General features: G+C 58.9%; 18 protein-coding genes. 9 read left to right on the forward strand and 9 right to left on the reverse strand.

The annotated features are described in order from the left end of the window. From C8K63_RS21855 to C8K63_RS21865, 3 genes are all read left to right on the forward strand, one after another. The coding region (locus C8K63_RS21855; protein WP_256594981.1) for an S-layer family protein at window positions 1-4,398 on the forward strand (4,398 nt) is incomplete at its 5' end. Between the two features lie 277 nt (window positions 4,399-4,675). Beyond that, the gene (locus C8K63_RS21860; RefSeq protein WP_108218576.1) at window positions 4,676-6,655 is read left to right on the forward strand and encodes a hypothetical protein; all 1,980 of its coding nucleotides are present in this window, start codon (window positions 4,676-4,678) and stop codon (window positions 6,653-6,655) included. A 291-nt stretch (window positions 6,656-6,946) separates the two neighbouring features. Further along, entirely contained in the window at window positions 6,947-9,136 is a 2,190-nt protein-coding gene (locus C8K63_RS21865) for an autotransporter outer membrane beta-barrel domain-containing protein (RefSeq protein ID WP_256594982.1), read from the forward strand. Window positions 9,137-9,318: 182 nt separating this feature from the next. On the opposite strand, the gene C8K63_RS21870 is transcribed toward C8K63_RS21865, so the two are convergent. Continuing rightward, complete coding sequence (locus C8K63_RS21870) at window positions 9,319-10,800, reverse strand: carboxypeptidase regulatory-like domain-containing protein (RefSeq protein ID WP_146176403.1); 1,482 nt, start codon at window positions 10,798-10,800, stop codon at window positions 9,319-9,321. A 412-nt stretch (window positions 10,801-11,212) separates the two neighbouring features. On the opposite strand from C8K63_RS21870, the gene C8K63_RS21875 reads away from it, so the two are divergent. Continuing rightward, window positions 11,213-12,244, forward strand: a complete 1,032-nt coding sequence (locus C8K63_RS21875; protein WP_146176404.1) for a hypothetical protein — start codon at window positions 11,213-11,215, stop codon at window positions 12,242-12,244. Between the two features lie 48 nt (window positions 12,245-12,292). Here C8K63_RS21875 and lapD read toward each other — a convergent pair whose 3' ends face one another. The 4 genes from lapD to C8K63_RS21895 form a co-directional block, all read right to left on the reverse strand. Further along, window positions 12,293-14,233: a cyclic di-GMP receptor LapD gene (lapD, locus tag C8K63_RS21880; RefSeq protein ID WP_108218579.1), complete on the reverse strand. Its 1,941-nt coding sequence runs from the start codon at window positions 14,231-14,233 to the stop codon at window positions 12,293-12,295. A gap of 22 nt (window positions 14,234-14,255) precedes the next feature. Then, a complete protein-coding gene (gene lapG / locus C8K63_RS21885; RefSeq protein ID WP_108218580.1) occupies window positions 14,256-14,963 on the reverse strand; it encodes a cysteine protease LapG in 708 nt (235 codons plus the stop codon). 116 nt (window positions 14,964-15,079) lie between these two features. Next, window positions 15,080-15,475, reverse strand: coding sequence for a YbaN family protein (locus tag C8K63_RS21890; protein ID WP_108218581.1), 396 nt, complete (start codon window positions 15,473-15,475; stop codon window positions 15,080-15,082). Window positions 15,476-15,485: 10 nt separating this feature from the next. Continuing rightward, entirely contained in the window at window positions 15,486-16,073 is a 588-nt protein-coding gene (locus C8K63_RS21895; protein WP_108218582.1) for a YecA family protein, read from the reverse strand. 373 nt (window positions 16,074-16,446) lie between these two features. Between C8K63_RS21895 and recQ the strand changes: the two genes are divergently transcribed. The 4 genes from recQ (at window position 16,447) to C8K63_RS21915 (ending at window position 20,822) form a co-directional block, all read left to right on the forward strand. Beyond that, the gene (gene recQ / locus C8K63_RS21900; protein ID WP_108218583.1) at window positions 16,447-18,573 is read left to right on the forward strand and encodes a DNA helicase RecQ; all 2,127 of its coding nucleotides are present in this window, start codon (window positions 16,447-16,449) and stop codon (window positions 18,571-18,573) included. Window positions 18,574-18,691: 118 nt separating this feature from the next. Then, on the forward strand, window positions 18,692-19,126 hold the full coding sequence (locus C8K63_RS21905) for a MarR family transcriptional regulator (protein WP_108218584.1): 435 nt from the start codon (window positions 18,692-18,694) through the stop codon (window positions 19,124-19,126). A 127-nt stretch (window positions 19,127-19,253) separates the two neighbouring features. Beyond that, a complete protein-coding gene (locus C8K63_RS21910; protein ID WP_108218585.1) occupies window positions 19,254-20,501 on the forward strand; it encodes a FimV family protein in 1,248 nt (415 codons plus the stop codon). Between the two features lie 33 nt (window positions 20,502-20,534). Then, complete coding sequence (locus C8K63_RS21915) at window positions 20,535-20,822, forward strand: SelT/SelW/SelH family protein (protein ID WP_108218586.1); 288 nt, start codon at window positions 20,535-20,537, stop codon at window positions 20,820-20,822. On the opposite strand, the gene C8K63_RS21920 is transcribed toward C8K63_RS21915, so the two are convergent. Beyond that, window positions 20,816-21,709, reverse strand: a complete 894-nt coding sequence (locus C8K63_RS21920; RefSeq protein WP_108218587.1) for a DMT family transporter — start codon at window positions 21,707-21,709, stop codon at window positions 20,816-20,818. The two genes, C8K63_RS21915 and C8K63_RS21920, sit on opposite strands and share 7 nt — an antisense overlap. An 84-nt stretch (window positions 21,710-21,793) precedes the next feature. Beyond that, complete coding sequence (locus C8K63_RS21925; RefSeq protein WP_108218588.1) at window positions 21,794-22,558, reverse strand: AraC family transcriptional regulator; 765 nt, start codon at window positions 22,556-22,558, stop codon at window positions 21,794-21,796. Window positions 22,559-22,692: 134 nt separating this feature from the next. Here C8K63_RS21925 and C8K63_RS21930 point away from each other — a divergent pair, with 134 nt between their 5' ends. Next, the gene (locus tag C8K63_RS21930) at window positions 22,693-23,508 is read left to right on the forward strand and encodes a UDP-2,3-diacylglucosamine diphosphatase (RefSeq protein WP_108218589.1); all 816 of its coding nucleotides are present in this window, start codon (window positions 22,693-22,695) and stop codon (window positions 23,506-23,508) included. A gap of 145 nt (window positions 23,509-23,653) precedes the next feature. Here C8K63_RS21930 and C8K63_RS21935 read toward each other — a convergent pair whose 3' ends face one another. Together C8K63_RS21935 and C8K63_RS21940 are read right to left on the reverse strand one after the other, a co-directional pair. Further along, window positions 23,654-24,244: an HD domain-containing protein gene (locus C8K63_RS21935; RefSeq protein ID WP_108218590.1), complete on the reverse strand. Its 591-nt coding sequence runs from the start codon at window positions 24,242-24,244 to the stop codon at window positions 23,654-23,656. Between the two features lie 27 nt (window positions 24,245-24,271). Next, the gene (locus C8K63_RS21940; protein WP_108218591.1) at window positions 24,272-24,583 is read right to left on the reverse strand and encodes a DUF962 domain-containing protein; all 312 of its coding nucleotides are present in this window, start codon (window positions 24,581-24,583) and stop codon (window positions 24,272-24,274) included. Between the last annotated feature and the right edge of the window lie 43 nt (window positions 24,584-24,626).

Raw genomic sequence — 24,626 nt, forward strand, 5'->3', positions numbered from 1 at the left:
ACCGCCAACCTGGTGCTGCAGATCCACAATAACGATGATTCGGTGACGATTGGCGGTTTGAACGTTGGCGGCGGCGAACTGACCGTCTTCGAGAAAAACCTCAGCGACGGCAGCGCACCGGATGCCACGGCGCTGACTCAGAACGGCACCTTCACCGTGGCCGCTCTCGACGGTGTCACGACCCTGACCGTCGGTGGCATCGCCGTGGTCAGCGGTGGCGTGGCTGCCGGCTTCCCACAATCGATCACCACGCCGCTGGGCAGCACGCTGACCATCACCGGGTTCAACGCGGCGACCGGTGTCGTGAGCTACAGCTACACCCTCAACGATAACGAAACGCATCCGACTGCCAACGGCGCCAACACTTTGCCTGAGCAGTTCGCCGTGACCGTGGTTGACGACAACGGCACCACCGCCACCGGTTCACTGGACGTGAACATCGTCGACGACCTGCCGGAGGGCGTGGACGACAGCCATGCGTCAACAGCTTCGGAAACCTTGCTGACCCTCAGCGGCAACGTGCTGAGCAACGACGTGCAAGGCGCCGACCGGGTAGCGCTCGGAGAAAACGCCGGCCCCATCACCCCCGGGACCTTCGCCGGCACCTACGGCACCCTGGTGCTTAACGCCAACGGCACCTACACCTACACGCTGAACACCAGCGATGCCGACTTCAAGGCGTTGCACGGCGGTGACAATGGCACTGAAACCTTCACCTACACCCTCACCGATGCGGATGGCGACAGCAGCACCGCCAACCTGGTGCTGCAGATCCACAACAACGATGATCAGGTGACCCTCAACGGCCTCGACATGTATGGCGGTGAACTGACGGTCTTCGAGAAAAATCTCAGCGACGGCACTAGCCCCAACACACCCGCCCTGACCCAGAACGGCACCTTCACCGTGAACGCCCTCGATGGCCTGCAAACCCTGACCGTGGGCGGCATTACTGTCGTCAGCGGTGGTGTGGTTACAGGCTTCCCGCAAACGGCCGTGACGCCGCAGGGCAGCACCCTGACCGTCACCGGTTACAACCCGGCGACCGGAGTGATCAGCTACAGCTACACCCTCAACGATAACGAAGCCCATCCAACGGCCAGCGGCGCCAACAGCCTGACCGAGAACTTCAACGTCGTGGCCACCGATACGGACGGCGACAGTGCGACCGGGCAGCTCAACGTCAACATCATCGATGACTTGCCGAGCGCCAAACCTGACTCGTCGTCGGTGACGGAGGGTGGAACGGTCAACATCAGTGTGCTGGGCAACGACATCAGCGGCGCCGACGGTCCGGCGACGGTGGTCGGCGTACGCGCCGGCAGCAATACCTCGACGTCGGCCATCGGCGGGCTCGGCAATCAGATCAACGGCACCTATGGTTACCTGACCCTCGATGCCAACGGCAACGCGGTGTATCACAGCAACCCGGGTTCGGTCGGTGATGCCGGGGCGACCGATACGTTCACCTATACCGTGCGCGATTCCGATGGCGATGAAAGCACCACCATCATCATCATCGACGTGGCTAACAGCATCATCAAGGCAAACCCCGACAGCGACGTGACGGTCTACGAAAAAGCCCTCGACCTGAGCAAGGACGGTCAGGACCTGGCCGCCGCTACGGTCACCGGCAGCGACCCGGGCAACACCGGCGAAACCGCGTCCGGCACCCTGGTCGGTTCGGTATCGGGTGCCAGCGGCGCAGTCACCTACACCCTGGTCGGCAGCGCCACCGGCGCATACGGGCAAATCCTGCTCAACCCCGACGGCAGCTACACCTACACTCTGACCTCGGCGCCGAAAACCTCGCCGAACGCCAACGACGGGCCGAACAGCCTGAGTGAAAGCTTCACCTACAAAGCCACCGATGCGCTGGGCAACAGCAGTACCAGCACCATCGTGGTCAACATTGTCGATGACGTGCCCAGGGCGGTGGCAACGGATCGCTCGGTGGCGGCGGTGCAGATCGATTCCAACCTGCTAATCGTACTCGACGTCTCCGGCAGCATGGCCGACCCTTCCGGCGTGTCGAACCTGTCACGGCTGGATCTGGCCAAGCAGGCCATCAGTGCCTTGCTGGATAAATACGACGACCTGGGCGATGTGAAAGTGCAGCTCGTCACCTTCAGCAGCAGCGCCACCGACATGACCTCGGTGTGGGTCGATGTCGCGACCGCCAAGACATTGCTGGCCGGCCTCATCGCGAACGGCAATACCAACTACGACGCGGCCGTGCTGACCATGCAGACCGCCTTCAACACCTCGGGCAAACTCACCGGTGCGCAAAACGTCGGCTACTTCTTCTCCGACGGCAAGCCCACCACCGGCCAGGAAATCGGCACTGCCGACGAGACTGCATTGAAGGCCTTCCTCGATGCCAACGACATCAAGAACTACGCGATCGGCCTGGGCAGCGGCGTGAGCAACGCCAACCTCAATCCACTGGCCTATGACGGCAGCAGCCACACCGACACCGATGCAGTGGTGGTGACCGACCTCAACCAACTCAACTCGGTGCTGTCCGGCACCGTGATCGGCGCACCGGTCACCGGTTCGCTGCTGGGCGAGGGCGGTGCCTTCGGTGCCGATGGCGGCTTCATCAAAACAGTCACGGTGGACGGCACCACGTACACCTACGATCCGAGCGGCAACAGCAATCAGGGCTCGCTGAGCTTCAGCGGCGGGCTCAACCACGGCACGTTCAACACCGTGGACAACACGTTGAGCATTGCCACCAACAACAGCGGTACCTTGCAGATCAATCTCGACACCGGTGAATACGCCTACATTTCGCAGAAAACCACGTCGGTGTTGATCACCGAAAACATCGCCTTCACCGCCAGCGACAACGACGGCGACCTGGCCAGCGCCACCTTGACGGTCAAAGTCATACCCAATGCACCACCGGTGGCTGGCGATGATAACGTCATCACCAACGTGCTCTCGAGCACGGTCGTGGTGCCGGGCGAACTGTTGCTGGCCAACGACACCGACCCCAACGGCGATCAACTCTCGGCGACACCGACTTCGTTCAACACCGGCTGGATCGCCGGGGATGCGGACTTCACCGGCACGGGCGCGATCAGCTTCGCCGGTGAAAATAACAACCCCGCCAACAAGAGTCTGGCCAACGTGCGCAATGCGTTTGCGGCCAACACGGCGACCATGACGGCGCTGCTGGTGATCAGTGGCTATCTCGACAAAGCGAACAGCTCCAATGGCAACAATGAAGACCTCATCACGGTCAAGCTGAAACAGGGTGAGACGCTCAACCTCGATCACAACCTGGACCCTGGGCACGTCACGATGGAGTATTCGCTCAACGGTGGGGCGTTCGTCAGCATCGCCGATGGCGGCGCCATCACCGCAAGCGCGGATGGCACTTACCAGATCCACCTGACCAACATCACCAACACCAGTGGCAGCGATGCGAATTCGGCGGAAAACTATCAGCTGACCATGACCGTCAACTACGCGGGGGCACAGGCTGTCACCACGGACTACCACGGCACCTACACCGCCAACGACAACCATGGCGGCAGCGACTCGGCCAATCTGACCATCAGCTATCAGGACGGCCATACGCTCACCGGCACCAGCGGGGATGACGTACTGGTGGCAGGCACGGGCAACAACATCATCAATGCCGGCGACGGCAACGATGTGCTCACCGCCGGCTCCGGCAATAATGAGCTGCATGGCGGTGCCGGCAATGATCTGCTCTACAGCGGTTCGGGCAATGACATCCTCGACGGCGGCACGGGGATCGACACAGCCAGTTACTCCCACGCCAGCGCCGGAGTGACGGTCGACCTCAGCCTGCTCGCTGCGCAGAACACCCTGGGCGCGGGCTCGGACACCCTGACCGGCATCGAAAACCTCACCGGCTCGAACTTCAACGACACCCTGACCGGTGACAACAACAGCAACGTGATCAACGGCGGCCTGGGCCACGACATCCTCAACGGTGGAGGCGGCGATGACCTGCTGATCGGCGGACTGGGCAATAACACTCTCACTGGCGGGGCGGGGACCGACACCTTCCACTGGCTCAAAGGCAACAGCGGCCATGACGTGATCACCGACTTCACCCCCGGCACCGACAAGCTCGACCTGTCGCAACTGCTACAAGGGGAGAGCGGCACCACGGCGTCACTGGATGACTACCTGCACTTCACCGTCACCGGCAGCGGGCCGTCGACGGTGACCAGCATCGACGTCAGCGCCATGGCCGGCGCCGCGCCGAACCAGACCATCGACCTGGCCGGCGTCAACCTGGCCAGCCATTACGGTGTAACGCCAGGGGCGGGTGGGGTGATCGCGGGCGGGCATGACACGGCGACCATCATCAACGGCATGCTCAATGATCATTCGTTGAAGGTGGATACCGTGTGAGCTGAAAGCCTGAATGGAAAAACCCGCCATTCCTGTGTAAGGGATGGCGGGTTTTTTATAGCACGAGATAAAGAGGAGTCTCCGACCAACGGTCACAAAACCTGTAATTTCTGACAGTAGTCAGTCCTCAGTAACTGCCTTTAAATCGAGTCAACGATCAGTCAAGTCGAGTTTTCAATTTCCTCTGCACTGCGCTTCGAACAGACGCCGGATCACTCTGGATTGGGCGTTGGGTCGCTACGTGGGCTAAATGCCCGATACTGAAAGGAGCTTTGAAATGACCATCCTAGAAAAGCTGTCCGCCAAAGAGCAAAGACTGCTCAGTTACAGGAAAAAACCACGTAGCGTTCCTCTGGAGGATTTGAAACCACCCTCACTGGAAACGATCCTGTTGCTGCCAGAAAAGGCCGATGACCCGGGTAATCAACTTCACTCCAGAGATCAAGGTCTTGAGATGAAGTTGACGCTCTCACGGTTTCCGACATCAAACTATCCGGACAAATCAGATATCACCGTACAAGCACTGTTCAATGACGATCCGGTTGGGAACGAGCTGAGTGGGACTACGCCGCTGGATGACGCGTGGTTCGAGCAAACACTGACGGTACCAGCAGGAAAAACGGCCACTGAGGGCGAGCACAGGGTGCAATATCGGATCAAGTATCGGCTGAACGAAGACGATTCGTTGCCGCTGATCATCCGGGTAGACAAGACTCCTCCCTCTCCTGCCACCCAGGCCATCGTTCCTGACAGGATCAAAACCGAGGGCATTACTGCGGAGTACTTTGACGAGGAAGGCGTCGACTATGTGCTGGTGGGTTATCTAGCGACCTACCCAGTTGCAAAAATCGGAGATGTCGTTGAGTTCATGGTCAAGGAAGTCGGGAAACCGGACGATCAGGCAACGCTCATCGAGCGCATTGAGCGACTGGACCTTGCGGTTCCATTGAGCACGCAAAAACTGACCAAATCCTTGATCGGGATTGAGCAAGGAGAAATCGAGTTATTTGTTTACGTGACCGATCGCAAGGGAAACAAAAGCCTTGCTTCACCGAAGCTGAAAGTTGATGTGTCACTTTTCCCTGCACCGGCCGGGGAATCGGAGACCGTTCCACTGCATGATGATGACAACATCATTTTGTTCGAGGATGCACGTGATCCAGTGCGCGCCATTCTCAACTATACGAACTTCAAGGACAAAGATCAGTGGCGGTTGGTCGTTGATCAGCAAACGCCAGCACTGGAACCTGATGTTGATGCTGTTCCGTTCTCCCATGCATTTACTTACCGCTATCTTTACAATGGTAACGATGGTCCGAAGGATGTTGATTTTGAATGGCAAGTAAGGCGCGGCAATAAGCTTTACCCCGAGACACCTCATAGCCGGAAGCTGAAAATCGACCTGAGAAAGCCTGGAGAACAACCCGATCCGGATAACCCCGGTAATCCTGGCTCGCCTGATCCAAAACTGCCGCTGATAACAGTACAGGGTGTAGATAGATCACGACCAAATTACCTGATCAAAGTGGACGGAGAAATAGGCGCGATCGCTTTCGTAAAAATCTATAAAGGACACAAGAAAGACGATGTCGCACAGCTTATTTATCACGGAGTTGAAGTAGAAGACGCCGATGGTGGCATTGTCAGGCTGGATGGCAGCGAAACCGACGATACGGTTCTGCAATTCAGGATCCCCGGCGCTTATATAGCGGGCAGTGGAAACAATAAGAAAACACGTGTCGAGTACATAGTCAGTCATGATCAAAATACCACGGTGGCACGGTCGAACACGCAACATGTCGAGGTATATGTAAACGAGATTCCCATGCCGCAGCCTGACTTTGCCATTACTGGCGATGCTGGCGATGGTCCGGAATTGTATTGCGGGTCGTTAAAGCACAATGCAGATTTGGGCACGATGGCCGTTGAAGTCAAGTTCCCGGCAAAAGCAGATCTGGCAAATACAAAAATTACCTTTCATGTCCAGGGGTACGAAAACACCAACGATGGAAATGGCAATGCGCCGGGGCTGGTGATACCCGAGGCTGCGGACTCCGTGGAAAAAGAGCCGACTGCGGCCGAGGCCTCGGCAGGTTTTAGTGTGTTTTTCGCTTATCACGTCTTCGAAAAAATCAAGAACGGTTGGTGTGAGGTCAGTTGCACTGCCGTTCAGCAGGGTTATGTCACACCGTCCGGCCCTCGGTTGTTCCGGGTGGGCATGGAGCGTCCGGGTGGTGACTTCTGCGCTATTCCATGACTGTAAAAAACAAGAGGCGCTTCGGCGCCTCTTGTTTTTCATGACGTTATTCGCTGTGTTGAAAAACAGTTCAGAGGAGGTTTTTTCAACTGTGATTGGAGATTAATCCTACATTTTTTTGTAGGAAGTGACGCTATCTTGCGGCCCCTTCATAGTCCTCCAATCGGTTTTTTTCGGTGAGGACGGATTGATCAACAGGACATGAGCATGACAACTGACAACGTAACGGTACGCCCACCTTTTATTTCAAGTTCCAACGGAATGCTGGCATTAGTGCCGGCGTTTTTTTTGATGAGCTCCTCAGCGTTCGCTGCCGTGCTCGTCGACAACGGATCCACTCTGGATATCGATTCGACTGCTGTACCTGACAGCTATTCGGTGAGAAACAACAGCACGCTGAACGTGACCGATGCGACAACCCGAAGCGTGACTGTCCAGACCGGTTCGACCTTGAACATCAATGGCGCGAACGTCACCGGCAACCCGGGCCAGGCGGGGATAACCATCAACACCAGCCGCGCAACCATCGATCGAGCGACGGTCGGCAGCGACACCATTGCATTGCTGGTCAATCGCACGCCACAAGGAACATCAGGTTCGACCGTGACCGCAACCAACAGCGTATTCAGTGGTGGCCTCGCCGGTGCCGCGGTGTCAGGTTTCAGTACCCTCGCACTGATCAACTCCGAAGTCACCGGAACAGGCGCAGACAGCTTTGGCCTGATCGTGGCGGGAGGCTCCGTCAACGCATCTGCCAAAACGAGTATCAACGGTGAAGCCGCAGGTGTGCGATTTGAAACCGATCCACCCGTGGGCACTGCGTCGCTGGTGCTGGACGACTCGAGCGTCGTGGGCCGCAACGGGCCGGCGATTCAAGTGGACGACGGTGTCGACGCCAGTATCGAAGTGTTGAACGGCTCCACATTGACCGGCGGTAACGGCAATCTGCTGGAAGTGCTGGGCGCCTCCACGGCCGCCATGAGAGTGGCTGGCAGCGTCTTGCAAGGCAACGTGCAAGTCACCGACAACAGCACCGCCAACCTGACGTTCGATCGAGGTCAGATGACCGGCGATGTAGTGGTCGAAGACGGTTCGACCGCCAATGTCACCCTGCAAAACGGCTCGCAGTTCACCGGTCGCCTGGATAACGTCACGGGCGTCACGCTCAGTCAATCGAACTGGACCATGACCGGTAATGACACCATTGGCACCCTGACCATGGATCGTGGCGTGGTTGACTTCGGTGATGCCGCGGGCGCATTCCGTCAACTGAACATTGGCACCCTCGAGGGCAGTGGCACGTTTGCCATGAAGGGCGATTTTGCGACCGGAACCGGTGATTTTCTCAATGTGACCGGCGCAGCCAATGGTCAATTCGGGCTGGACGTCGCGGCTTCGGGCACGGATGTGGTGGCCACGCAACAACTGGCACTGGTGCGCACCGCCAGCGGCGATGCGCAGTTTTCGCTGATCGGCGACCGCGTGGATCTGGGCACCTGGTCCTACGATCTGGCGAGTGCCGTCGATGGCAATGGCGGAACAGAGTGGTTCCTCGACCCCACCACGAAAACGGTCAGCCCCGGTGCCCAGACGGCGTTGGCGCTGTTCCGCACCGCCACGACCATTTCCTATGGCGAGCTGAAATCACTGGAAAACCGCATGGGCGATTTGCAATCGGACGGCAATTTGCATGGCGTTTGGGTACGGCCCTACGGCAACAAATACAACGTCGGCGAGGGGGCGGGCGTGGCCTATCAACAGCGGCAACAGGGCGTTTCCCTGGGCGCCGATACACGCCTGGGCAACGGTCCCTGGAGTGTCGGGGTGCTGGCCGGTTACAGCCAGTCGGACATTAATCTCAAAGGCGGAAGCAGCGCAACGGTCGATAGTTTTTACGCCGGTCCATACGTTGGCTGGCAGGATCCGGATAGCGACATCTACGTCGATGGCGCGCTGAAGTTCAACCATTTCCGCAACGACTCGAAAGTCCGTTTGAGCGACGGAACCCGCGCCAAAGGCGATTACAGCAACTCGGCTGTCAGCGCACTGGTGGAAGTCGGCCGCAACATCCGGCTGGCGGATGACTGGCGGGTCAAACCTTCCGCCCAGTTGTCGGCGGCGGTCATCGAGGGCGCGAGTTATGACCTCGACAATGGCATGGACGCCGACGGCGACCGGACGCGTTCATTGCGTGCCAAGTTGGGTGTCGCTGCCGGTCGTGACTTCAACATCGCCGGCGGCACCGTCGTGCAGCCATACGGGCGTGTCGCGATGGTTCATGAGTTTGCCAACAACGACAACGTGCATGTCAACGGCAACGAGCTCAACAGCGATTTGTCGGGTAGCGGTTTTGAAGTGGGTGGTGGCGTGTCGGTTTCCATGGCGTCCAATGTACGGGTGAGTGCAGACCTCGACTACGGTAAGGGGGAAAATTACGAGCAGCCATGGTCGGCGACACTGGGGGTGAGTTACGGATTTTAATGGCTTGGTGTAGGGGAACGAAAAAAACCGCGTTAAGCGGTTTTTTTCGTTTGGCTGGTTCTACTGATGAAAAGCCTGTGGAGTAATCAGGTAACTACCCTGATCGTTTAGTGGTATACCCGCCTTTGAGGAATAGGCTGGCCGTTGGAGTCATTGACGCTTTCAATGACGGGTTTGAGGTCCTACTCCTCGATGGTAATCGTCCACGGATTGGACTCGGCATTGTCACCATAGTCTGCGATTGCAATAAATTTATAAGTGATTCCGTTGTCCAGGTTCTGAACAAGTTTGACCCATCTACCCTTATCGTCGGTCGGTTCCGGCTTCGAGTCGGTGACATCATTGATCTGTAGCTTGATCTGCGCTGACGGGGCCGCATCACCCCTGACAATTACAAAGTTGTATGGGGTGCTACCGTTGTCCGCGATCAGGCCGTCCGAATCGTACACGCGGGTATTGCGCGGCCTGATGATGGATTCCACGTTGAAGGTGCGCGGTTGCGTGGAGATTTCGCCATCGCCATACAGCGCCTCGACGGTCAGGCTGTAGGAATCCGGTGTCACATCCAATTCAATTTCCCATAACCCGTTGTCATCCTGGGCGGTCGCCGTTGCGCCGTCGATTCGCGCATTGTTATTGCGCAGTTGCACCTCTTCGCCAGGCCTGGCATAGCCACTGACGGTCACCTTGTCCTCGTAGGTCGTGCCACCATTGACGATTGTTCCCTTGGAGTCTTTGACGTCATCCAGGCTCAACTCGACGTCCTGCGCCACGATAAACGTGTACGCAGGGTCGGTCACTTCGCTGGGTGCCCGGGCGGTAAGGCGGTAGGTATTGGGCGTCACATCGATAACGATCTGCCAGGCGCCATCGACCCCGGCGGTTGCGGTGGCACCGTCGATCAGGGCTCCGTCATTGAGCAACTGGACTTCCTCACCCGGGCGAGCGAACCCATTGACCGTCACTTTGTCCTCAAAGGTTGTGCCACCATCAGGGATCAGACCCTTGGAATCGGCGACCTCATCAAGACTCAAAGCCCCATCAACTACGACCTTGAAGGCGAACACACCGGATTCTTTGTCATTGGCTGCCTTGATCTTGATGCTGTAATCGCCAGCCGTGAGTCCAACAAGGGTGAGATTGAACACCCCTACATCATCCACAGTGACTTTCTGGTCTGTGGGTGTGTCGCCGTTGAACGCTTCGACTTCCATATTGGGAGGTGCGTAGCCGGAGAATTCCAGTGAGTCGCCGTTGTAGGTATCGCCATTTTCAATCTGGCCATCCTTGCCAATGACTGTGTCGATGATCGGCGTCTCGGTCGCCAGAACGAAAATGTACTGTGAGGAGAAGTCTTGAGGCGGGTCTCTTTCGATAGCATTAAGGCTGTAACGCTTGAATCCCTGTTGAAAGTCGATTTTTTTCGTCCAGGATCCTGTACTACCGCTGGTCACATTATTGATAACGTTAAAGCGATCGCGAATATTGAGCGCACTATTAGCGCCGGCGGTACCCTTCAAATCCAGGACCGAGTCAAAAGTTATGCTGTTTTTACCAACGGGAATACCGCTGCTATCCAGGATTTGATCGAAGGTTACTGTCGCGGTTGTTTCACTCTGTGCGTCTGGCGAGAGTATCGGGGTATTTGGTGGCTTAGCGGTCATGATGATGACTCCGAGTGTTGAAAGGTGAGGGTGCCGGAGTGATTTAAAACCTGCTCTGATTGCTTGCCTACTGTCATAAATAACAGGTTTAAGTCGGTTTCCGATCAATGGTAGAGGTTGTATTGGCAGTGGGGATGTCTGGCTACATTGGCTTTGGCGGACCGATCAACCGCCCCTTCGCGCCGATGAACCGCCGCTTGTCGGTCTGTTCGTCGATGCTGCGAATGTACGCCCCATCGATTTTCAGGTAAGCCAAGTCCAGTTGAAGTTGGTGGCGTTACAAGGATGGAAGGTGTTTTCTTATTGCGATTTATTCTAATTTAACTGGTATTTTTGACAGTGGCGCTTATATGCATGTTTTTTTAGAGTGGTGTTTCTTCTTTGAATACATTGCTTTTTAAGAGGTGGCATCATGACGGCGACAACAGCTTTATCGGGAACTCAAAGTTCTCCTTGGGAACAGGCAAGTTTTTTCATGAATGGCGAGCAAGTGTCGTGGAGCTCGCCGGGTATCGGACTTCGTCGTGGGCAGTCAAATGAATTAATAGTCAAAGCGCCCTGGCTGAACGGAACTCAAATCAATCTGGGATTGGTGAATGACAACGGACTGGTCATCGGCGCCGAGCCTGCCTTCGGTGATTGGGTGTCGGTAAAGGACGGTGAGGCAAGTTGGAGACTGACGCCGGAGAATTTAAGCGGGCGTGTCAGGCTGGTGTTCTTGACCCGGGAGTTTGATCAGGTTCATGAGTTTCCGTGTTGGGTACTGTCGGCCAACTTGTCCGATGAAGGGTACGCTACATTGGGCGGCACCCTTATACCAATACCTGTAGGCCCGAAAGAGTTTTGGCCGGGTGTAGGCAAACACCTCAATTTTCGAGCTAACCCTGGGAGCCCCATTGCAGGCTTTCCACTGATGCTGAACTTTACATTCAAAGAAACCGGGTTACCCCACCCGCTGACCAGCAGCCCCCCCATATTGACCGAAACCACTGATCATCAATGGTATCTGACCGGCATAGCGGACACTAGAGAGATAGAGTTCAATCTCGTCATAACGGGTCAAGGGATGACGCCGATTGAGGCATCGGATTGCATCAGGCGCTCCTCAAACCTTTTGGACTACGCCACGATCAAGCTCAATGGAGTGGCTGTTCCTGCTGACGGAGCACGGTTCAAGGGCGGTGTATCAGAAACACTGAGTGTTGTTGCTAAACCGGGCAGCCCATCACTGGATTCAATGTATCTATCCTGGGAAAAAGGCGGTGGAAATCTTAATGGAAATTACTTTAAGAGCGATCCTGCCTTCAATTTTCCAACCGGCGGTATGACTTGGAATATAACCTGCCCTGCCCAACCGCGTGGTGAGTTTGCGTTGAAGATTGGAAGAGTTTTTGGTTCCACAAAGACCAGCTTTCGTTGTTTTCTGGAGCCAGAAACCATGTAGTTGACGCGTTTTGGGATGGCTCCGTTGATAGGGTCATCCCCAAATACTTCACATCGGCTGCGGCGATCCGATCAAGCGCCCCGTTACGCCAAACACCCCCAGCGCCCTGATCACCTCCAACTCCCCTTGGGTTTCTACTTGCTCCGCAATCAACGGCAAATCGATGCTGTTGGTCGTCCGGTAAACCGCCTCGATGAACAGCCGCTTGTCAGGCTGCTCGTCGATATTGCGAATGTACGCCCCATCGATTTTCAGGTACGCCAAACCCAATTGGGTGAGGTTGCCGATCTGGCTGAAGCGCCCGCCAAAGTGTTGCAGGCCGATTCGATAACCGGTACTCAGCAGGCTGTGGCTCAAACGCTGCAGTTCAACGGGGGACGGCAGTTGGCGTTCATCGATTTCCAGGGTCAGTAGCGGCGCCAGGTCCGGAAGTGAGTCGAGCAGGTCGAGGATCGTTCGCCATTGCTCCGGGTCGCGCAGGGTGCTGCCGGACAGACTCAGTGCCAAGGGTCTGCGGTTGACCACCAGTTCGTCCAGCGTGGCTTCGAGCATCGCCAGGTCGAACCGTACCGACCAGCCGAGACGCTCGATCCACGGCAGGAAGTGCCCGGCGGCAATCGCCTCGCCCTGTGGGTCGAGCAGGCGTGCGAGCACCTTGTGATGCAGCACCTGGCGGGTGTCGGCGCATTGCACGACGGGCTGGAAGTACAGCTGCATTTTGCCTTCGCTCAAGGCATCGTCGATCCAGGTGCGCCAGTCGTGCTGGGAGTGATTTGGCGCGGTGTCGCGGTGACTCAAATGCACCCAGGGGCGCTCGGGATGCTGCCGGGACTCGGTCAGAGCCTGGTCAAGGCGCAGGAGTACAGTGCTGATCGGCTCACCGGGGCGATAGGCGACAACGCCCAGATGGGCGACGGGCATGCAATCGCTGGCGCCGGTCAGGCGCAGGTTCTCCAGGCTAATGCTGACATCGGAGGCCAGGCGTGCGGCATTTTCAGCGTCCAGACCCGGTGTCAGCAAGCTGAATTCACCGCCACGATTGCGTGCCGCCAGCCAGGTGCGACGCTCCGGCAACTGAGTCAGGCGCTTGAGCAACTCGCCCACGGCACTGATCAGCGCATCAGTCCGTTGACCGCCCAGGCGCTGGTTGAGGCCGTTCAGGTCGTTGATCCGCAACATCAACAGATGGCCATCGCGGCTCTGTTCACACACGCGCAAATGGTCGGCCAGTTGTTCGTCGAGCAGGCGCCGGTTGGCCAGGCCGGTGAGGCTGTCCAGACAGGATTCGGCCCGCAGTTTTTCGCTGCGTGCGGCTTCTTCGGCGAACAGCGCCTTGAGCTTCTCGACCATCTGGTTCATCGCCAGCACCACCCGTTTCAACTCCGGTGTGCGCGGCAGTTTCGGCAGGCTGAGAAACTCGCGTTTGCTGATGGCTTCAGCCTGTCGGACCATGCTGTCGAGTGGGCGCAATTGCCGGCGCAGCATCCATCCTCCAATCACCGCACTGAACAGCCCGCACAACAGCAACCAGATCAGGCTGCCGAGGGTGCTGTCCCAGAGCCTGGCCAGGGCAAATTGCGGATTGCTCAGCACTTCGACCCGTGCCAGCTGTTCCCAACCGCGCATGATCAAGGCGTCCCCTCCTTCCGGGCGCAGGTCGACCAGGCTGACGAACCAGTCAGGCGTACTGTCGATTTTCGTCGGTGCACTGCGCTCCACCAGGGTTTGCTGATCCTTGAGCCTGATGACGCGGATGCTTCTGAAGTAGCCACTGTCGAAAATCGAGCTGACCATCAGCTCCATCATGGCCGGATCATCGACCTGTGCGGTCAGTGACAGCCCCAGCGCAGTGGCTGCGTCCTGGGCGTGGGCGCGCAGTTGACTGAGGGTTTGCTCGCGGGAGCTTTCCAGGCTGGCAAAAAAACTACCGCTGAAACCCACCAACAGGAACAGGCAGATGGCCAGGAACAGCTGTTTACGCAGTGTCATGCATCGCTCCTTGCCATGGTGGTCAGCCGTCCCCGATGTCGAAGCCTTCGGCCTGCATCTTTTTCAACACGTCCTGCCAGCGCGACAGCTTTTTCGGGTCGCTGTTACGCTGGCCGCCGTTCTTGCCCGGCAGGTACAGGCCTTCGGCATTGAAGGCGTACACCGGTAGCAGGTCTTTGCGTTGGGACGCGGGGCGGATATCGCCGATCAGGTTGTCCAGTACCAGCGGGTCGGTCGCGGGGGTGCTGTAGAACGTCAGCACCATATGCGCCTGGTTCTGGCTCAGGGCCTTGACGTAGGTGATGCGCAGTTTTTCGCTGGGAATGCCGAGTCGGCGCAGGCTGAAGTATTTCGCCAGTGCATAGTCTTCGCAGTCGGCGGCGCCCTTGATCAGGGCTTCGACGGGGGTGGCCCAATAATCGGTCTGTTGCCAGATGCGCGTGTCGTCCTGAAAGTTCAGCTGCTGATTGAAGAAGCGGTTCACCGCGCTGAGTTGCTCAGGTTCGGGCGCGCTGCGTGTGCTCTGCAGCATTTGACTCCACGCTTCGATCCGGCCTCGCGCCGGTCTCGGCGGGCCGTAGCGTTGTACAACGGTTTGCAGAATCCGTGAAAAATCCCAGTCGGCCCGGACCCCGTTGAATGCAGTCAGTAGCAAACCAGCCAGCAGCATCCAGCCGCCGAGCCGAAGTCGGAGCGCTGGCCATCCTGGACTACGCAGACTGCGGGCCATGTCTGGCTGCTCGAGTGTAGGTTTGTGGAGTTTAGGTGGAGTTTTTGCGGGGGGAGGGCAGGTCGTCGGTCGAAGGGCGCTCAATGAGCTTTTTGTGGCGAGGGTCCCGGGAGACCTCAGGGTTTGCGCAGGGTTTTCTGCTTGAGGATGTAGAAGGTCACCAGCACCGCACTGGTCAACATGAACCCCCGTGCCCAGGGCAGCGGCACCAGGTAGCAGGAGAACAGGATGCTCGCCCACATCAGGCCAATGGCGTAGACCTTGCCCCTGAGCGGAATGCCGTTGCCATCAAGGTAGTCGCGAATCCACGGGCCGAGCCGTGGATGCTCAACCAGCCACCGATAGAAGCGCGGCGAACTGCGGGCAAAGCAGGCGGCCGCCAGCAGCAGGAAAGGGGTGGTGGGCAATACCGGCAGGAAAATCCCGATCACCCCCAGCGCCACGCTCAGCCAGCCGATGGCCAGCAGCACGTAGCGCAACATCAGGGGGCGGTTGCCTATGGGGTTGTCCATAGGCGCAACCTTAGTGGTGACGGGGCTTGAGAATCGCCGGTTTTTCGTCTGGAGCGTTGCACAGCAGGTACAGTGCGGTCAGGGCTTCCGGGATCTGCACGATCATGTCGTCCATCAGGTTGGCATCTTTGGCGATGTCTTCGAACTCCGGCTGCTCGTCGAACAGACCCGAGCCGACCATGATCGGCAGCAGCATTTCGCTGACTTCGTCTTCGGCGCTTTCGAACCAGGCCGCTTCGCGCAGGAACACGCCTTCCATGAAGCCGATGCACCAGCCGCGCAGGTCGGAATCATCCGGGTCGTCGCCCAGGTCGAGGTCGCACGGCAGTTCGAACTCTTCATCGGAGGCCAGTTGGCGAGCGATGTGGGCCTTGAGACCAATCAGGGTGGCTTCGATCTCTTCGCGCTGGGCTTCGCTGCTGTAGTGCGGCTCCTCGGCGAAGAGGGCATCGATCCACTCACGATCAGGAACGACTTCGGAACAGATCGACAGCGCGGTGAGGTAGCCGTGGGCGGCCACGTAGTCCAGCGCCTCGTCATGCAGTTCATCGGCGTCGAGGAAGACTTGCAGGCGGGTTAGTTGCTCAGCGAAGGACATTAAAGGACTACCTTGGGGAATGTTCGATGCGGGAATTCTAGGCCTTCTTGAGCGCTTGGGCCAGCCGCACGGCATATTTGCCCATGGTCCCTTCCCGTAGGAGCTGCCGAAGGCTGCGATCTTTTGATTTTTCTTTTTAAAGACAAGATCAAAAGATCGCAGCCTTCGGCAGCTCCTACCGGGTCAGGTTTGACTTATCAGCGGTGCCCTCTGCCGGACGGGGCTCGGGTATACTCGCGCGTTTTGTGATGCCCTGCTGGCTTCACGGCTGAGATGTGAAGCGTCATGCAATGCGCACTTACGATTTGTCGGTGCAGCGTCGCGGGTTCTGAACCAGCCTTGCAGGGATGTTTCGGTGATTTTTGGAGTTTCTATGCTCGAACAGGCTCAACGCGTCCTCAAGGACATCTTCGGCTACGACAGTTTCCGTGGTCGCCAGGGTGCAATCATTGAGCGCGTGGCCAGCGGCGGCGATGCCCTGGTCCTGATGCCTACCGGGGGCGGCAAATCCCTGTGCTTCCAGGTTCCGGCACTGTTGCGCGAAGGCTTGGCGGTGGTGGTCTCGCCGCTGATCGCACTGATGGACGATCAGGTCGCCACCCTCGAAGAGCTGGGCGTGGCCGCCGCCGCGTTGAACTCCACCCTCAGCGCGGAGCAGCAGCGCGACCTCGCCGCCCGCATCCGCCGTGGTGAAGTGAAAATGCTCTATCTGGCACCGGAACGTCTGGTCCAGCCGCGCATGCTGTCATTTCTGCAGGGGCTGAACATCGCTTTGTTCGCCATCGACGAAGCACACTGCGTGTCGCAATGGGGCCACGATTTCCGTCCGGAATACCTGCAACTGGGCCAGTTGGCGCAAATGTTCCCCGACGTGCCGCGCATCGCCCTGACCGCCACGGCCGACAAGCGCACCCGGGAAGAAATCGTCACCCGTTTGCATTTGCAGAATGCCGAGCGCTTTCTGTCGAGTTTCGACCGGCCGAACATCTTTTATCGCATCGTGCCCAAGGAACAGCCGCGCAAACAGTTGCTGGCGTTCCTCGCCGAGCGGCGCAGCGATGCAGGCATTGTCTATTGCCTTTCACGCAAGAAAGTCGATGAAGTAGCGGTGTTCCTCAGTGAACAAGGCTTCCCGGCACTGCCGTACCACGCCGGCCTGCCCAATGACACGCGGGCCCACCACCAGAAACGCTTCCTCAATGAGGAAGGCCTGATCATGGTCGCCACCGTGGCGTTCGGCATGGGCATCGACAAGCCCAACGTGCGTTTTGTCGCGCATCTCGATTTGCCGAAATCCCTCGAAGCCTACTATCAGGAAACCGGTCGTGGCGGCCGTGACGGCCTGCCGGCGGATGCCTGGATGGCCTACGGCCTGCAAGACGTGGTGATGCTCAAGCAGATGCTGCAGAACTCCGAAGGCGACGAGCGCCACAAGCGCCTGGAGCAGCACAAGCTCGACGCCATGCTCTCGCTCTGCGAAGAAACCCGCTGCCGTCGGCAAACGCTGCTGGCCTACTTCGACGAAGACATGCCCGAGCCTTGCGGTCATTGCGACAACTGCGTCGACGGCGTGCAGACCTGGGATGCCACCGAGCCTGCGCGCCAGGCGCTGTCGGCGATCTACCGCACCGGTCAGCGCTACGGGGTCGGGCACCTGGTGGATGTACTGCTCGGCAAGGACAACGAAAAGGTCCGCAACTTCGGCCATCAGCATCTGTCGGTGTTTGGTGTCGGCAAGGCGAGGGCCGAAGGCGAGTGGCGCTCCCTGTTCCGCCAACTGGTGGCTCGCGGTCTGGCCGATGTCGACCATGAGGGCTATGGCGGTCTGCGTCTGAGCGATACGTGTCGGCCGCTACTCAAGGGTGAAGTGACCCTGGAGCTGCGCCGCGACCTCAAGGCGCAAACCGCGGCGAAAAGCAGCAAGAGCCAGGCGAGCCAACTGGTCCGCGGCGAGGAGCGCGAAAAGTGGGAAGCCTTGCGCGCCTTGCGGCGCAAGCTCGCCGAAGAACATGGCGTGCCGCCGTACGTCATCTTCCCCGATTCGACCTTGCTGGAAATGCTGCGCAGCCAGCCGGCCTCGCTGGCGGAAATGGCCACGGTCAGCGGCGTCGGCGCGCGTAAGCTGGAGCGCTATGGCGAGGCCTTCCTCGAGGTGCTTGGCGGCCAGGTCGAGGCACCGAAAGCGGTGGCCGACGTGCGTCACGAACTGATCACGCTGGCGCGGGCCGGGATGACGCCGGTACAGATCGCCGGTCAGTTGCAGTGCTCGGAAAAGAACGTCTACACCATGCTGGCCGAAGCGATCGGCAAGCAGCAGTTGTCGTTGGAACAGGCGCTGGATCTGCCCGAAGACCTGATGGGTGAAGTGCAGGACGCCTTCCTCGACGGGGAGGGCGAGTTGCCGCCGGTTTCCGAGATCGCTGCGCTGTTTGCAGGCAGGGTGCCGGAAGGGGTGTTGTACTGCGTTCGGGCTGCCTTGCAGTCGGAATTCGAGATTTGAGACATCCTGTTGCTGATTTAACGATTCACTACAGATCAAGCCTTGCCTCCAGTCGAGGCTCATGCTTAGCTGACTAATAATTAGTTTTTATTTATTTCAGTCTAATCTTGAGTGTTTTATGCCGTTAACCGATCAACACCGCTTTGGCATGCAATTGGCCCAGATGTCCCGCGGCTGGCGTGCCGAACTGGACCGCCGACTGGCGGGCATGGGCTTGTCCCAGGCGCGCTGGCTGGTGCTGCTGCACCTGGCACGTTTCGATGAAGCACCGACCCAGCGCGAGCTGGCACAAAGCGTCGGCGTCGAAGGCCCGACCCTGGCCCGTTTACTCGACAGCCTGGAAAGCCAGGGCCTGGTGCAACGCCAGTCCGTGCTGGAAGACCGTCGGGCAAAGAAAATCGTGCTCTGCGCGCCGGCGCGTCCCCTGATCGAACAAATTGAAACCATTGCCACGCAATTGCGTCACGAACTGTTCGAAGGCGTCGATGAAGCGGACTTGAAGGTGTGCATGCGGGTTCACGGGCACATCCTGGGCAACCTTGAAAAATCTTGAGGCATAACCGAACGCCAGGTTTTTGAGAGACCGCATTGGGCAGACTATAAGAACTACTCGGCAATATCGTGTTCGTAACGGATGTACGAACGCGTACGGGTAGTTTCTGTAGATCTCAAGGATGCTCATGCTCAAATGTTGGCGATTGGTTTTACGCGGTGGTTTTCAGTGGTTGCTGGCTGGGGCCGCTGTCACTTATTCGGCATGGGCGCCCGCGCTGGGCCTGGGTGAAATCACCCTGCATTCGGCGCTGAATCAACCGCTGCGTGCCGATATCGCACTGGTGGATGCGGCTGGCCTGGAGGAGCACGAACTGTCGGTGAGCCTGGCAACGGCAGACGAGTTCAGCCGTGCCGGGGTCGACCGGGCATTTTTCCTCAACAACCTGACGTTCACCCCGGTCCTGCGCGGTAATCGCAGCGTGATCCAGGTGACCTCCGGCAAACCGGTCAGTGAACCGTTCCTGAATTTCCTCGTGCAGCTCAATCAGCCTAATGGGCGATTGCTGCGTGAGTACACGGTACTGATCGATCCGCCGGGTGCGCCAGGGGTTGTTCCCGCAGCCGATGAACCGGTTTTCCGGTCCCCAGCGTCCGCATTCCCCCGTGTCCAACCGGGCATGGCGCCGTCACCCGTGACAAAGACGACACCAGAACCGGACGTCGCCGTGGTTGATCCCGCTGTCGAACAACTGGCCGCCAGCACCCTGCTAAACCACCAGTTGCAAACCACTGTCGATGAGCTCAACAAGAAGCTTCAAGGCCAGGATGAGCTGATCGCTGGCCAGAAAAAACAGTTGGCCGAACTGCAAACCCAACTGGCGGAACTCGAGAAGGTAAAGGCGCAACCCGTTGCTTCCGACGCAGTGGCGCCAGCCCCCGCTATTGCCGAAAACCCCGGGATTGGCTGGCTACCGATTGCCGGTATGTCGGCACTTATGGCATTGCTGGCGCTGGGCTGGTTTGTTCGCCGTCAGCAGCATCGAGCCACAACATCAGAGGCTCTGCCGTCGCAGCGTGAACCGCTGGCTGAGCTCTCTACCGAGCCAGTGATGTGGCCCCCCGTCATGCAACCGACTGCTGTGCATCGCGACGGGGTGCCGGCCAACGATGAGCTTGAACGGGTCGATAGCCGTCATTCCATCCCGGTCGCTGTCGCGGTGGCGGTGGTTGCGGATTTGGCGATGTCTGGCGAATCCGCCGCTGACGATGAGTACCGGCTCAACCTGGAGGAGCTGTCCATGGTGTCGAGTTGGGACGTGATCGACCCAAACGGGAACCAGCAGTCGGCTGCTCTGACCATGATCGAGCCTGGGTTCGAATTGGAGGCGCAACCCGCTTCGCCGTCTCGGCAGCCTCCGGTCGGGCTATCATAGCGGCGTCGTCAAACTCTGGAGTCACGTCCCATCATGACCGTCAGCAAACCGGAAATCGTCATCACCTATTGCACGCAATGCCAGTGGCTGTTGCGTGCGGCCTGGCTGGCCCAGGAGCTGCTCAGCACCTTTGGTGATGACCTGGGCAAAGTCTCCCTGGTGCCGGGCACTGGCGGGGTCTTTCATATTTACTGTGACGCCGTGCAGATCTGGGAGCGTAAGGCGGACGGTGGCTTTCCTGAGGCCAAAGTGCTCAAGCAGCGGGTCCGCGACCAGATCGACCCGGACCGCGACCTGGGGCACAACGACCGCACTCAGTGAGACGCAGCCTCGGCTGTGACGGCTTTCTTGCTTGTGCCAGTCGAGAACCTGCTGGACACCACAATCGCCACAATGATCAGCGCGCCCCCCAGCAACATGCGCAGGGTCGGGTTTTCGTTGAACAGCAACCAAGCGACGGTGATGCCGTAGACCGGCTCCAGGGCGAACACCACGGCGGCGGTGCGTGCCTTGATCACCGCGAGGCTGGCGACGAACAGGCTGTGGGCGACACCGGTACAGAACACACCGAGCAGGCCGATCCACAGCCAGTCGATGGCACGCACTTCGCTCAATTGAGGCGCCGCCACCGGCAGCAGGCACAGGGCAACCACCACGTTCTGGCACAGCGCTGCCTGCACGGGCGGGACGCGCCCGGAGCTGGCACGGTTGGTCAGCGACAACAGGGCGAACAACAACCCGGAAGCCACGGCCCACAGCAGACCGGTGGTGGCGCCGCTGGCCAGGTCAAAATCAGGCGTGACCAGCACCAGCCCGACACTCACCAGCAGCACCAGCACGATCTCATTGGTGCGAATGCGCTCGCGGAAGATCAGCCCTTCGAGGATCACGGTAAAGGCCGGGAAACTGGCGAAGCCGAGCGTCGCAATCGCCACGCCTGCGACTTTCACCGCAATGAAGAAACTCACCCAGTGCCCGGCCAGCAACAAGCCGCTGAGCAGCAGTCGACGCCAGTCCACGGCCTCGAGTTTCTGCCAGCGCGTCTGGCTGGCGAACCGTGCAAAAAACGCCAGCGCAAGCACGGCAAAAGCGGCGCGGCCGAAAACGATGATCACCGGTGACGCGGCGGCCAGTTTGCCGAACACGCCGGTCAGACCGAACATCAATGCGCCGATATGCAGGGCGCCAAGGGCGGTACGGGGAGTCATTGAAATCCTTAACAGTAAAATCATGTAGGAGCCTTCGGCAGCTCCTACATTGAACCGTGCGGCCCCGCTGTGTCTGTCGGCAGACTAGCGTTTTTTGTCGCCAGCCTCGCGCCGCAATTTCCCGGGCGATGCCCCGAACTCGCGCAATACCGCCGCCGCAAAGGCACTCTGGGAGCTGTAGCCGACTCGGCTGGCAATCTCGCCGATGGGCAGCGCCGAGTTGCGCAGCAAGCCCACCGCTATGTGCAGGCGTCGGCTGCGGATGTAGTCCATCGGCGTCTGCCCGCATTCGGCCACGAACCGCGCATGTAAACGGGCACTGGAAAGGCCGGCCACCCGGGCCAGGTCGGCCACTTGCAGCGGGTACGCCGCGTACTGATCGATGTGCGCGTTCAGCGCGGCATAGGGCAGGCGCCGGCCGCCGACGGCCTCGGGCCTGGCGCTGTTGAGACTGGCCAGTAGCAGCACCGCGCCTTGTTGTGCAATCAGCGGATCATCGACCGGACTGCTCGCCAGCCAACTGACCAATTGGCTTTGCCCGGCATCCAGTGACAGTCGGCCGGCGTTGTCGAGCAAGCGTCGGCTGGACTCGGCGTGATCGCCCAACGACTGGACAACCCATTGTTCGCCGGGCACGTCCAGCACCAGGCAGCGGCTGCCATTGGGGCTGCCACACGCATGATGAGCGCCCGACGGTATCACCACGAAACTCTGCTGCACCACCTGGCTGCCACGACCGTCCACCTCGAAATTCAGCGCGCCCGAAAGCCCGAACACCAATTGCGCGTGGTCGTGGCTGTGGACGATCAGGTCATGGCTGTATTGGCGAAGCGTGAGGATCGGTCTCATCGCAGGTCTCCCGGTTCAGGGCGTCAGTCTACACCGAGCGGACCTGCAAGCGCTGTCACAGGACTGACTTGACGCTGTCATGGACGATTAACCGGGCCGGGGCAGACTTGGCAAAACTTGCCAGAGGGTTGCCCATGACCAGCGCCGAGCTCGCCAAACCCACCCGTAAGCAACGCGTACGGACTTTATGGATTTCCGACGTGCATTTGGGCACCCGGGATTGCCAGGCGGAACACCTGTCGCAGTTTCTCAAGAGCTACCACGCGGACAGAATCTACCTGGTCGGCGACATCATCGACGGCTGGAAGCTGCGCGGCGGCATGTACTGGCCACAAGCGCATACCAATGTGATCCGGCGCCTGTTGACCATGAGCAAGCGTGGCACCGAGGTGATCTACGTCACCGGTAACCACGACGAATTCCTGCGCCGCTATTCGAAGCTGATTCTGGGCAATATCCAGTTGGTTGACGAAGCCGTGCATGTCACCGCCGACGGCCGGCATCTGCTGGTGATCCATGGCGACCAGTTCGATGTGATCACCCGTTACCATCGCTGGCTGGCCTTTCTCGGTGACTCGGCCTACGAATTCACCCTGACCCTCAACCGCTGGCTCAATCATTGGCGCGCGCGATATGGCTACGGCTACTGGTCACTGTCGGCCTACCTCAAGCACAAGGTGAAAACCGCGGTCAGCTTCATCAGCGACTTCGAAGAAGCCATCGCCCATGAGTGCGTCAAACGCGAGCTGCACGGCGTGGTGTGCGGGCACATTCACCATGCCGAGATTCGCAAGGTCGGCGAAGTGGACTACCTCAATTGCGGCGACTGGGTGGAGTCGTGCACGGCGCTGATCGAGCATTGGGATGGTTCGATCGAGTTGTATCGCCTGGCGGATGCCCAGGCGCGCGAGGCGCAGTTGAAGACGGCCAGGGTCACCGAGTTGGCCTGAAAGTCACTGTGCCTGTGTGGGCCTCATCGCGAGCAGGCTCGCTCCTACAGTAGATTTTTGCTGAATACAGAATCTGCTCGCGCCGCAAAACCCTGTAGGAGCGAGCTTGCTCGCGATGGACCGCGAAGCGGTCCCGCTGGATCTGTCAGACCGGCGCGTGCTCTTCCATCGCCGCCTTGTAGATCGAACTCCTGGGGTGCGCAAACAACCGCTCCATCATCGGTTCGAAAAAGCTCAATGGCAGCGTGTCGTACGCCGGGTCAAACGCCGCTGCATCGTACCTGGCACAGAACTCGACGGTCGCCTGGTACTGCGGATGCTCCTGGAATTGTTCACGCAGATGCCGATCCATGCCCAGGTGATGGAAGAAGTAGTAACCCTGGAAAATCCCGTGCTTTTCCACCATCCACAAGTTCTCGGCGCTGACGAACGGCTTGAGAATCGCCGCCGCGATATCCGGGTGATTGTAGGAGCCCAGGGTGTCGCCGATGTCATGGAGCAGGGCACAGACCACGTACTCTTCGTCGCGACCATCGCGCCAGGCGCGGGTGGCGGTTTGCAGGGAGTGGGTCAGGCGGTCCACCGGGAACCCGCCGAAATCACCCTCCAGCAGCTCCAAGTGCGTCACAATCCTTGTTGGTAATTGTCGCGCGTAGGCACTGAAGTCCGCAGCGATGATCGCCCAGTCTTCCTGCGTACCGTCCTTCATGTGGGTGAAGCGGGCATTGGCATTCATAGGCAACTCTCTTGTGACGGATGTCAGCTAGAACGGAACGCGTCCCAGAACCATGTCCCGGTACATGACAAAATCGCCGAGCAGGCTATAAAAGGGGTGTTGGAACGTTGCCGGGCGGTTCTTCTCGAAGAAGAAATGCCCGACCCAGGCAAAGCTGTAACCCGCCACAGGCATGGCCCACAACAGCATCCATGCGCCGCGACCAATGGTCAGCGTCAGAATCAAGATAACCAGGGTCGTGCCGATGAAGTGTAAACGGCGGCAGGTACTGTTGCTGTGCTCACTGAGGTAGTAAGGATAGAACTCTGCGAAGCTGTTGAATCGTTTGACGTTTTCCACGACAGCGATCTCTGTGGTTATTTTTCCTGCTACAAGTTGTTCT

Source organism: Pseudomonas sp. GV085 (assembly GCF_003050925.1).
In the GTDB taxonomy this organism is placed as follows: domain Bacteria; phylum Pseudomonadota; class Gammaproteobacteria; order Pseudomonadales; family Pseudomonadaceae; genus Aquipseudomonas.